Here is an 11,763-nt window from a genome sequence, read left to right on the forward strand (position 1 = left end):
CTGACCCTAAAAAGGTGTTTTCTCTCATTAGAGATCATTGGGCGGTAGAGAATAACTTACACTATTGTCTTGATGTCATTCTCGGTGAAGACCAATCGTTAAAGAGAAAGGACAACGAAGCGAAGAACTGGAATATAATCAACAAGATAGCTCTCTTCTTCCTCGAAAAGCAAAAAGAGAAAACAAAAATCCCAATAAAAAACCTAAGAAAGAGGAACGCAACTATGAAACCTTCTCAGATACTCGAATACAACTATCTATGATAATTCAAATGCGATTGCCCTGATTACCCCTACATGAGAGGTGGAAGGTGTTTATTTTTTAGGTACCTTTGCACATTATAATTACAAGTAGCAATAAGTAGTTTTTGCAATGAAAGAGAGCATAGAGGTACATGGGCTAACATTTGTTCCCTACCTTTCAGAAGAGGAGTTGCGTCCTGAGGTTAAACGTATGGCTCAGGACATTGTGCATGACTTAGGGGCAAAGAATCCGCTCTTTGTCTGCATCCTGAATGGCGCATTTATGTTTACTGCCGAGCTGGCACGCCAGCTGGATAGTATATACGACATCGCCTTTGCTAAGTACTCATCGTATGACGGGCTCTCCTCTACAGGCACTCTCCACGAAATCATGAAGCCCACAGCGCCTATGGAGGGGCGAGTGGTAGTCATTCTAGAGGATCTAATAGATACGGGATTCACGGTAACGGAGCTTCGTAAGCTATACAAACAACGTGGTGCTACGGAAGTGTATGTAGCTGCTATGCTCTCTAAGCCCGATGCACTAGCTGAGGGTGCCGAGCCTGCAGAGTACGTAGGCAAGGAGATTCCCAATGACTTTATCCTAGGCTGTGGCTTGGACTACAATGGCGGAGGGCGTATGCTCCGTGACATATACGTGCTAAAGAAGTAATCATCATATTTTGCTGAAGCAAGGCACAGGGGTACCGTATAGTACACGAGAGTCTTGTTTCATAAACTTGTAGCTAGATACATAGTAACTTGCTACGAAGATACATGAGTTTATGCTTAATTTATTAATCTTTGGTGCTCCTGGCTCAGGGAAAGGGACTCAGAGCAAGTTCCTTGCTGAGCACTATGGAATTGAGCACATTTCGACCGGCGATCTCTTGCGTGGAGAAGTAGCCGAGGGGAGTGAAATGGGTCATAAGGTAGAGGCGCTTATCTCGCAAGGCAATCTAGTACCAGACGAACTCATCCTCAAGATATTATTTGACCATATCAATAATATCAAGGACTATAAGGGTCTGATCTTGGATGGGTTTCCTCGCACTATTGTACAAGCTAAAGAACTTATCAGAGAGTTCCAGGATAGATCGTGGAAGCTACCGCTCCTTGTAGCACTGGATGTGCCTGAGGGGCAACTCATGGAACGTCTGCTGGTTCGGAGCAAAGTATCTGGGCGCTCCGATGACAACGAAGAGACAATCAGCAAACGTTTTCGCGTCTACCGCGAACAATCAGAGCCAATTATCTCCTACTTTGAGGAGCAAGATTACCCTCTCGTCTCTATCAATGGAGAAGGCACTATAGAGGGTATTACCCAAAGGCTAATTGATGGTATTGACAAATACACAAAATAATCATTAGATGGCGGGTAGAGGCACATAAGACAGCCACTACCCGCTACTTTTTTTGCACACAATATATATAAGTAAAGAAAATGGCTGAATCCAACTTTGTAGACTACGTAAAGATAGTATGTCGCTCGGGAAGGGGCGGAGCTGGCTCAAGCCACTTCCGCAGGGAGAAGTATATCCCGAAGGGTGGTCCAGACGGAGGAAATGGAGGTAGAGGCGGACACGTATACATCCGAGGGAACCGCAATTATTGGACGCTTATCCACCTGAGATATGCACGCCACATTTTTGCCACAGATGGGGAGCATGGGTCTAGCAAGAATAGCACTGGCAAGGATGGTCAGGATGTGTATATAGATGTACCACTAGGTACTGTTATCTATGATGCTGAAACAGGCGAATTTGTATGTGAGGTACGTGAGCATGACGAGGTGATTATGCTTCTCCAAGGTGGACTAGGAGGACTAGGTAATACCAACTTCGCCACGCCTACTAACCAGGCTCCACGCTATGCCCAGCCAGGGCAACCAGCTAGGGAGATGACCATAGTCATGCAGCTCAAGATGCTAGCCGATGTAGGACTAGTAGGCTTCCCCAATGCCGGCAAGTCTACCCTCCTTTCCATCGTATCAGCTGCCAAACCCAAGATCGCAGACTACCCATTCACTACCCTAGAGCCTAACCTAGGCATAGTCAATTATCGTGATGGTCGCTCATTTGTTATGGCAGATATCCCTGGTATCATAGAGGGTGCTTCTGATGGCAAGGGGCTAGGTCTTAGATTTCTCAGGCACATTGAGCGCAACTCGGTACTACTCTTCATTGTCCCTGCTGATACAGAAGACATTGCAAAAGAGTATGAGATACTCCTCAATGAGCTAGAGCAATACAACCCAGAGCTCATGGTAAAGAATAAGATACTCGGCATTTCCAAAAGTGACCTTATTGATGCGGAACTACAAGAGATGCTACTCCCTACTCTACCTGAGGGCGTAGAGCATGTGTTCTTCTCGGCTGTCACAGGCAAGGGGGTGCAAGAGCTGAAAGACCTTATATGGAGAAGTATCACGATTAACAACTTCCACGAGGTCAGCCCTATGGTACGCCAGAATATGAATCTAACCCTTGTAGGAAAGGAATTTAAGGAAGATAAGTTCTACTACGAAGAGGAAGACGAGGTAGAGGAGGACGAGTATGACGACAATGCTGGCGGACGAATGCTCGATGAGGATTCATGGGAATAAGTGGGGCATCTCCACTTACCATGGATGATGTACTAGACCTTTCTTCTTCCCATATACTGCTTCCCCATAAGGACAAAACCACTAGGAGCAACTCAGTATTTTTAGTAACTTTGTCCATTGAAGGGGAGTAATATAGAGAATTAACAATTACAAGATCAGGACAAAGCTTATGAAGAAGCTCATGCTTATTGCCCTAGGGGCTTGCCTATTTGGGCTATTTGGAAGTGCAAAGGCACAGACCAATATCCAGTATCATTACATTGTGGGAACCCACTTCTACAACGATCTCAAGGAGCGTAAGGAGCCCACGAGTCTAGTAACCCTAGAGCACTCCTCTGTCGACAAGTGGGGGTGCAACTTTGCATTTGTGGACTTGAATATGGGGAATGGCAATCTGCAAAACGTGTATACTCAGATACACCGTGACACTAAGTTTTGGGATGCACCTATCTTTATCCATACTGAATATAATGGAGGTGTAATGAGGGGCAATGAATTTGCCTTCAACCATTCATTCCTGGGCGGTCTAGCTTGGAAGTATGCTACAGACCAGACCTTTTTGGGCGTGAACATGTCGTACAGATACGATAAAGGATGGGCAAAGCCACATAATATGACCCTCCAGGGTGTCTGGTGCTGGAATAGCTGGAATAGAGTGTTCACAATCAATGGCTTTGCCACCATTAGCACCCAGAGCCTTAAGGGTGTAAATAGTGGTATCCGCTTTATTGCCGAGCCACAGTTCTGGGTGAACCTCAATCAATTTGTGGGTGTAGATGACGACTTCAACCTAAGCCTAGGTACAGAGATTAAGCTGACTTATAGCATGCTTTCTCCGGATCGCTTCTATGCTCTTCCTACAATAGGTGCTAAGTGGACCTTTAAGTAATGCGTAAGCGAAGCCTATACAAACGCCGCAAGCGCTTGATGCGGGTGCACGCCGAAGGATGGACATTCCTTGCGGGTGCCACCCTGCTATTGGTGGGGTCTTTGGTATTCCTATACACGAATATAGATAGCAAGATACCTTTTTGGCTCTGGCTGCCTTGTGTTTCGGTACTACTTGGACTGAGTTTTAACTTCTATCGCTTCCCTAAGCGGAAACAGCAATCCACAGACCCTTGTGCGGTGCTAGCTGCTACGGATGGTCAGATAGTGGCGATTGAGCAGGTATATGAACCTGAGGTCTTGAAGTGTGAGTGCATACAAATCTCCACCTTTATGACTATCTTCAATGTGCATGCACAATGGTTCCCTGTAGCAGGAGAGGTGACTTATACTGCGCATCACGAAGGACGCTTCATGAGCGCTAACCTTCCCAAGAGTAGTGTGGAGAATGAGCGTAGCAGCGTGGTGGTACAAACGGAGAATGGGCACAACATACTGGTGAGACAGATAGCAGGTGCTGTAGCTCGCCGTATTATCACCTATGCAGAAGTGGGTGAGGAGTACGATACAGATGAACCATTGGGGTTCATTAAGTTCGGCTCTCGTGTAGATCTTTTCCTCCCTCTTGGGAGTGACATCAAGGTAGAACTTAACCAGAAGGTATGGGGCAACGAGACCTTGATAGCTATGCTACCCAAGCCCCCACAAGCAGAATGAACATCAAGAAGCATATCCCAAACCTAATCAGTCTCTCAAATTCTCTATTTGGCTCTATTGCTATCTATTATGCACTAGGGCAGAGAGATATATTCGCTGCTATTATCTTTATGATCTTGGCAGCAGTTATGGACTTCTTCGATGGCTTCTCGGCTCGTAAGCTACAAGCCTTCTCTCCCCTAGGGAAAGATATCGACTCTCTCTGTGATGTCATATCTTTTGGCATGGCGCCAGCAGCCATGATGACTGTGGCTTTGGAGTCGATTGGTTTTCCATACCCCATCTTGGCTTTAGTGATAGTGCCTGCCTCGGTGTATCGACTAGCCAAGTTTAACCATGACGATCGCCAAACTGTATCCTTTATAGGGCTTCCTACTCCTGCCAATGCTTTGTTTTTTGCTGGATTAGCGCACCTCACAATCACCAATGCTAATGCCATAAGCGGAGCTCCGTTATCGATTATTTACAAAGTGTATCCTGCGTATGCCGTAGTCATTATCTTGCTTTCATATCTACTCATTAGCGAGATCCCGATGTTTTCTCTGAAAGGCTCCAACACCATGAGTAGAAAAGGGCACTTCATCCGAATCGGACTAGTGGTAGCTGCTGGTATAGTGGGTGTCATTTTCTATAGCTTTACAGGATTGGCTATCGCTCTAACACTCTATCTATTGATTAATCTTTGGGATTACTTTAAGCAGAGAATACCCTAAAATGAAGCGATACTTTTCCCTATACCTACTACTTGCACTCACTCTATTTGTGAGCTGTAAGGAGGAGCAGACTAAGTCTTACGAAGAGCTACTAACGGCGCTCTATACTCCTGAATATGCTACAGGATTTACGATATATAGTCTGGAGGGATACCAAAGTACAATGATTCGGATCACCAATCCTTGGCAAGGCGCAACTGGTGTAGTAATGGATACTTATATCCAAAGGGCAGAAGAACAACCTCCAATAGGCTTCAAGGGACAGGTGATAAAAGCTGATGCCCAACGGATAGTTGCACTCTCAACTACTAATATAGGGATTCTCGAACTCCTTGGGAGAGAAAAGAGAGTAGTAGGGGTGAGCGGTTTACAATATGTATTCAACCCGTGGATTACAGATCCTAAGAACGGAGTAAAGGATTTGGGGGAACAAATCCAGTATGAGACATTGGTGAGCTTACAGCCAGATGTTGTCTTCTGCTATGGCGTAGCAGATGAGCAAAAAATGATGACGGACAAACTGGAGGAGCTAGGGATACCTTATATATATAGTGCAGCATATCTAGAAGGGGAAGTACTAGGAAAGAGTGAGTGGTTGGTGCTATTTGCAGAAATAGAGAACATGAGGGAGGAGGGTACTGTCTTATTCCAAGAGATTGTGCGCAACTACCAAGACGCAAAAGCCCTTACCGCTAATATCCCTGATGAAGATAAGCCTAAGGTGATGCTGAATACACCTTTTAATGACGCATGGGTACTTCCACCGAAAAAGAGTACGACAACAACACTTATGAGGGATGCAGGGGCGGAACCATTCTTTGGTGAAAAAGAGGTCGGGGATGTCTCTCAGATAGGAATGGAGGAAGCCTTTACAATGCTTAGAGAGGCGGACTTCTGGATAGGGCTTGGACACACTACAAAGAAGTATTCGGAGCTCGCTCCTGCCCTCAGAGCGCATGCTTCGGAGATAAGACCGATACAGCTCGATCATTTGTATAATAATAATGCTATTACAACTCCTGGCGGAGGTTCGGCATACTACCAAGAGGGGATTGTGCGCCCAGACCTTATCCTCAGAGATCTGATAGAAATCTTTTATCCTGAACTACAAGAGCACGAACTACACTTTTACCGCCACATCCCAGTAGAATAATGAGACACAATCGCAGATACTTCACTCTCGTATTACTCAGCGTATTACTGGTAATCCTATTTATCACCGATCTATTGGTAGGAGACGTGCTGTATTCACCTTCAGAAGTATGGCAAGCCCTTATTGGGAAGGGCGACCTAGGAACACAACACATCATCACGCAAATCAGAAGCACTAGAGTATTTGTAGCAATACTCATAGGGGTAGCACTCCCCGTTTGTGGACTGATGATGCAGACCATCTTCCAAAACCCGCTTGCCGATCCTTATATACTAGGAGTAAGCTCTGGTACTGGCTTGGGTGTGGCGTTGTTCTTCTTAGGGATACCTCTGTTTGATATAGCCGTGCCACAGTGGGTTTTAGACTTTGGGATTCTAGGTGCAGGGTGGATTGGTGCTGCAATAGTGCTCTTCTTGATACTCGCTTTAAGCCGGAAGATACAGAACATCTTTGGGGTACTCATAATAGGTGTTATGCTCAGCTACATCGTAAGCTCAATTATACAGATACTACAGTACTACTCCAGCGCAGAACAGCTACAACTCTTCACTCTTTGGAATCTTGGATCGCTCTCCAATATCACGAGAGGGCACCTAAATATTATGGTACCAATCCTAATAATTGGAGTGATGCTCTCTATCCTCTCCATCAAATCACTGAACCTACAGCTACTTGGTGATGAATATGCCCAGACTATGGGTATGAATATTAAGCGCACTCGGACAATTGTATTCGGATCCACTACTCTTATGACAGGGACGGTAACCGCATACTGCGGGCCCATTAGCTTTATAGGTTTAGCTGTTCCTCATGCTACGCGATATCTATTCCGCACGTCGGATCATGCTGTATTACTACCCAGTACTATGCTGGTTGGGGCTAGTGCAATGCTCCTTTGTGACATCATAGCCAAGCTATTAGTGATTCCAATCAATTCGGTAACGGCTCTATTGAGTATCCCGATTATCCTCAAAGTCATCCTCCAACAACTCTCTCGCAGATGAAGCTCCTACTTAATCATATTTCGGCAGGTTATGACCGCCCTCTTGTGAAAGATGGAAACACGATGATAGAGGGGGGACAATTGGTGGCGCTACTTGGGAGGAATGGAGCTGGCAAGAGCACGCTGATACGTCATATTGCTGGGCTATTGCCTCTACTCTCGGGGGAAGTACTGGTAGGCGAAAAGGCAATACACAAGATGGACGAAAGGGAGAGAGCCAAACTAATTAGTGTAGTATCAACAAGGAAAAGCCGCGTACCACAACTCTCAGCAGCAGAGGTGGTAGGACTTGGGAGAAGCCCATATACCAACCTCATGGGCAAGCTCTCGGCAAATGATCGGGCTGCAGTACGTGAAGCTTTGGAACTCGTGGGTATCAGCCACCTATCAGATAGGTATGTAGACCAAATCAGCGATGGAGAGAACCAGAGGGTAATGATAGCTCGAGCTCTAGCTCAGGATACTCCTGTCATCCTATTAGACGAACCTACGGCTTTTCTCGACCTGCCCAATCGATACGACCTAGCCCTCCTACTGAAGCGACTGACCAAAGAGCGGAACAAGATTATCATATTCAGCACCCACGACCTAGACGTTGCCTTTCAACTTTGTGATCGTCTAATGCTAATACAGAATCATGAACTCATTACCCTCCCAACAGAGGAGATGAAGTCATCAGGATTAATCGAAGCGTTATTCAGCTCCGAACAAGTTCAGTTAGACCCACATACAGGCGCAGTACACCTTCGGCAGATATAAACAAGTCTGTAACATCAAAGCAATATATTGGGATAGGTCAGTTTATTTATCTAATTTTGTAGCTGATAAAATTGAAATTGCTAAAGATGCTTAATAGTAAGTATATATAGTTGTATGAGTGCAAAAAAGATCTTGGTAACTGGTGGTATGGGCTATATAGGCAGCCATACTACCGTGGAACTACAAGCTGCAGGCTACGAGGTAATCATTGTGGATAACCTCTCGAATTCCAACCGCGATGTTCTGAGTGGTATCACAGCTATCTCAGGAACCGAACCACTATTCTATGAAGTGGATTGTAACGACAAAGCAGCAATGCGCAAGATCTATGCGGAGCATCGACCAGCAGGTATTATTCACTTTGCAGCAAGTAAGGCCGTGGGAGAATCGGTAGAGAAACCACTCCTGTACTACCGCAATAATCTACTTTCGCTAATAGTTCAGCTAGAACTCATGCAAGAGTACGACACCAAAGGCATTGTATTCTCATCGTCTTGTACCGTATATGGTCAGCCAGAGAAGCTACCAGTAACCGAGGACGCTCCTATACTCCCCGCTATGTCGCCATATGGCAATACTAAGCAGGTCAATGAGGAGATTATCCGAGATACCATACATGCAGGTGCCCCATACAAAGCTATCCTTCTAAGATACTTCAACCCTATTGGTGCTCACCCCACTGCAGAGATTGGCGAGCTACCATTAGGAGTCCCACAGAACCTTATTCCTTACCTCACACAAACAGCGGCGGGGATACGTAAAGAGCTTACCGTGTTTGGTGATGACTACAACACCCCTGATGGCTCATGTATCCGCGACTACATCCATGTAGTAGACCTTGCCAAGGCACATGTCGTAGCTATGGATCGTATGCTGGAAGGGAAGAGCCTAGAGCCATTGGAGGTATTTAATATCGGTACAGGGCGTGGCAATAGCGTACTAGAGCTAATTCACACCTTCGAAGAAGCCACAGGGGTGAAGGTTCCTCACAAGATTGGACCAAGGCGAGAGGGCGATATTGAGCAAGTATGGGCAGACCCTAAGAAAGCCAATGAAGTCCTAGGTTGGAGTACGAAAAGCACTCTTGCACAGGCGCTCAAGAGTGCTTGGGACTGGCAACTCAAGGTAACTCCTAAAGAGAACAAATAAACAAAACCAAACTTATATAATACGTATATATTAAAATGAAACCAAATGATTTTGCGGTCTTTTCTGGCACCAATAGTCTATACCTTGCCGAGGAGATATGTCGCAGCTTGGGATGTGAACTAGGTCAGATGCGTGTAGACCGTTTTGCGGACGGTGAGTTTGCGGTCTACTACGAAGAGTCTATTAGAGGCAAGGATGTATTCCTAGTACAATCTACTATGCCAACGACAGACAACATCATGGAACTTCTCCTGATGATTGATGCGGCAAAGAGGGCTAGTGCGCACTACATTACTGCTGTTATCCCATACTTTGGCTGGGCAAGACAAGACCGCAAAGACAAGCCACGTGTATCTATCGGGGCAAAGCTCATCGCAGACCTTCTACAGACAGCAGGTATTTCTCGTCTGATTACTATGGATCTCCATGCCGATCAGATCCAAGGCTTCTTTAATCTGCCTGTGGACCACCTCTACGCTTCCAATCTCTTCTTGGATTATGTAAAGCAGTTGATGAACCAAGGCGAGATATCACACGAGAACCTCGTGATGGCAACTCCAGACGTAGGTGGTACCAAACGTGCTAATTCCTATGCAAAGGCTCTAGGAGTGCCTCTAGTAATCTGCCACAAACTTCGTCTACGTGCCAACGTTGTCGCAGAGATGCGCATTATTGGTGACGTAGAGGGTAAAGATGTCCTCCTTGTGGATGATATCGTAGATACCGCAGGTACTATGACAAAGGCTGCAAACCTTATGATTGAGAATGGCGCTCGCTCTGTACGTGCACTCGCAAGCCATCCAGTGATGAGTGATCCTGCAACCACAAGAATTGAGCAAAGCGAACTCAAGGAGATGATATTCACCAACTCTATCCCATACAAGAAGGGTGGAAAGAATATCAAGTGCCTATCAGTGGCACCTATGTTTGCTGAGGCGATCCGCCGTGTAGTAGAGCACGAGTCTATTAGCGATCTGTACGATATCTAATAGAATATTATTACATATTTTCAGATGAAAGAGAGACTGTACCCAACACACGATGAGGGGCACTTGTCTCTCTTTCGTCGTTTATTGCTCGATTGGTTTGACCAATATGGGCGAACACTCCCTTGGCGAGGGATCGATGACCCTTATCGTATTTGGGTGTCAGAGATCATACTCCAGCAAACCCAAGTAGTACAAGGCTGGGACTACTATAAGCGCTTTATAGAGGCGTATCCTGACGTAGTAGCACTAGCCAATGCTCGAGACGAGGACGTGCTCTTCCTTTGGGAAGGATTGGGGTACTACTCTAGAGCCCACAATATGCTAGCAGCAGCAAGACAAATAGTGGCGCAACATGGTGGGTCATTCCCAAGAAACGAGAAAGAAGTCTCTGCACTCAAAGGGATAGGACCCTACACCACTGCGGCTATCATGAGTATCGCATACAACTACCCTCTTGCAGTCGTAGATGGTAACGTTTATCGGGTGCTCTCGAGAGTAGACGCGACAGAAGTACCCATCGATACTACCCAAGGGCAGAAATATTATAGTGCACTAGCAGCGGAGTATTTAGACGGCACTCAACCAGGGAAGTACAATCAAGCAGTGATGGATTTGGGAGCCATGATCTGTACTCCTCGCGCACCCAAGTGCCAAGAGTGCCCAATAGGTTCCCTATGCAATAGCAAAGGAAATAGGGAACTCATAGAACTCCTTCCCATCAAATCCAAGAAATTAGTTGTGGATAATCGCTATCTAGACTACTTTCTCCTCCTCGATGGAGATAACTTCTGGATTGAACAGAGAGATAAAAGAGGTATATGGAAAGGACTCTACCAATTCCCCCTTATAGAGAGCACAGAGCACACAATGAGCGAAGAAGAGATACAGGAGCACCTAAAGGGAAAGTGGAGACTACAAAAGACCTTCGACCTAAAGCCTCATAGGCTCACACACCGGTTACTCCATATTCGCATCCACCTATGCTATGCCATAGAGACCACTTCCCTACCCTCTCCCTACTTATCGATGCCACTCTCTAAGCATACTACACTTGCCTTTCCTAAGCCTCTCCGACAATTCCTAGACCACCACTTCCAATACTAAGGATAAGAGAAAAGGTGTATCGATAGCAAACCCACCATCGATACACCCTCTATTACTCTATCTAGCGTTCCGTTACAACATCACTATTTCATGTGTAAACGGCACATTTGCCTTGTGGAATAGGAGACCAACGGGGCAATAACGCTCAGTAGTATCAAGACACTTCTCCACCTTCGCAGGGGTAGCATTTGTCTTAATATAACGTGAGTTCGACCTAAGAAAAGAGACAAAAACCAGAGGTGAATATTTGCTCTAATGGACTAAAATAGAGGTGATTATATTAGGAAAAGTGGCGAATTATTTGTATCTTTATATTGTGATAAACAATAAGAAAACAAACAAAACACCACTTTTATGTTCACAAATATAGTCGAAGTTTTTTGCATTATAGATGATTTCTCCAAAATGTTTGATCAGGCAATGACAGCTCATTCGATCGAA

12 protein-coding genes and 1 pseudogene are annotated in these 11,763 nt (G+C 45.5%); all 13 read left to right on the forward strand.

Features of this window, described 5'->3' with window-relative positions; genetic code table 11:
• Positions 1-263, forward strand: a pseudogene (locus tag A3GG_RS13765) (ISAs1 family transposase); the annotation flags it as partial.
• Between the two features lie 109 nt (positions 264-372).
• Positions 373-915: a phosphoribosyltransferase gene (locus A3GG_RS0109355; protein ID WP_018359033.1), complete on the forward strand. Its 543-nt coding sequence runs from the start codon at positions 373-375 to the stop codon at positions 913-915.
• A 112-nt stretch (positions 916-1,027) separates the two neighbouring features.
• Positions 1,028-1,606, forward strand: a complete 579-nt coding sequence (locus A3GG_RS0109360) for an adenylate kinase (RefSeq protein ID WP_018359034.1) — start codon at positions 1,028-1,030, stop codon at positions 1,604-1,606.
• Between the two features lie 80 nt (positions 1,607-1,686).
• Positions 1,687-2,847, forward strand: coding sequence for a GTPase ObgE (gene obgE, locus A3GG_RS0109365; protein WP_018359035.1), 1,161 nt, complete (start codon positions 1,687-1,689; stop codon positions 2,845-2,847).
• Positions 2,848-3,016: 169 nt separating this feature from the next.
• Complete coding sequence (locus A3GG_RS0109370; protein ID WP_018359036.1) at positions 3,017-3,736, forward strand: DUF5020 family protein; 720 nt, start codon at positions 3,017-3,019, stop codon at positions 3,734-3,736.
• A gap of 38 nt (positions 3,737-3,774) precedes the next feature.
• Complete coding sequence (locus A3GG_RS0109375; protein ID WP_026215752.1) at positions 3,775-4,452, forward strand: phosphatidylserine decarboxylase family protein; 678 nt, start codon at positions 3,775-3,777, stop codon at positions 4,450-4,452.
• Entirely contained in the window at positions 4,398-5,165 is a 768-nt protein-coding gene (locus tag A3GG_RS0109380; protein WP_244973136.1) for a CDP-alcohol phosphatidyltransferase family protein, read from the forward strand. Before A3GG_RS0109375 ends, A3GG_RS0109380 begins: the two co-directional genes overlap by 55 nt.
• A gap of 1 nt (position 5,166) precedes the next feature.
• Positions 5,167-6,318 (forward strand): ABC transporter substrate-binding protein, encoded by a 1,152-nt coding sequence (locus A3GG_RS0109385; protein ID WP_018359039.1) that lies wholly within the window; start codon positions 5,167-5,169, stop codon positions 6,316-6,318.
• Complete coding sequence (locus A3GG_RS0109390; RefSeq protein WP_018359040.1) at positions 6,318-7,322, forward strand: FecCD family ABC transporter permease; 1,005 nt, start codon at positions 6,318-6,320, stop codon at positions 7,320-7,322. The genes A3GG_RS0109385 and A3GG_RS0109390 overlap by 1 nt, the downstream gene beginning before the upstream one ends.
• The gene (locus A3GG_RS0109395) at positions 7,319-8,080 is read left to right on the forward strand and encodes an ABC transporter ATP-binding protein (protein WP_018359041.1); all 762 of its coding nucleotides are present in this window, start codon (positions 7,319-7,321) and stop codon (positions 8,078-8,080) included. The genes A3GG_RS0109390 and A3GG_RS0109395 overlap by 4 nt, the downstream gene beginning before the upstream one ends.
• A gap of 114 nt (positions 8,081-8,194) precedes the next feature.
• Entirely contained in the window at positions 8,195-9,229 is a 1,035-nt protein-coding gene (gene galE, locus A3GG_RS0109400) for a UDP-glucose 4-epimerase GalE (RefSeq protein ID WP_018359042.1), read from the forward strand.
• A gap of 35 nt (positions 9,230-9,264) precedes the next feature.
• Complete coding sequence (locus tag A3GG_RS0109405) at positions 9,265-10,218, forward strand: ribose-phosphate pyrophosphokinase (RefSeq protein WP_018359043.1); 954 nt, start codon at positions 9,265-9,267, stop codon at positions 10,216-10,218.
• A 24-nt stretch (positions 10,219-10,242) separates the two neighbouring features.
• Positions 10,243-11,322 (forward strand): A/G-specific adenine glycosylase, encoded by a 1,080-nt coding sequence (mutY, locus tag A3GG_RS0109410; RefSeq protein ID WP_018359044.1) that lies wholly within the window; start codon positions 10,243-10,245, stop codon positions 11,320-11,322.
• The last annotated feature ends 441 nt before the right edge of the window (positions 11,323-11,763 follow it).

Source organism: Porphyromonas levii DSM 23370, assembly GCF_000379925.1.
GTDB lineage: Bacteria > Bacteroidota > Bacteroidia > Bacteroidales > Porphyromonadaceae > Porphyromonas_A > Porphyromonas_A levii.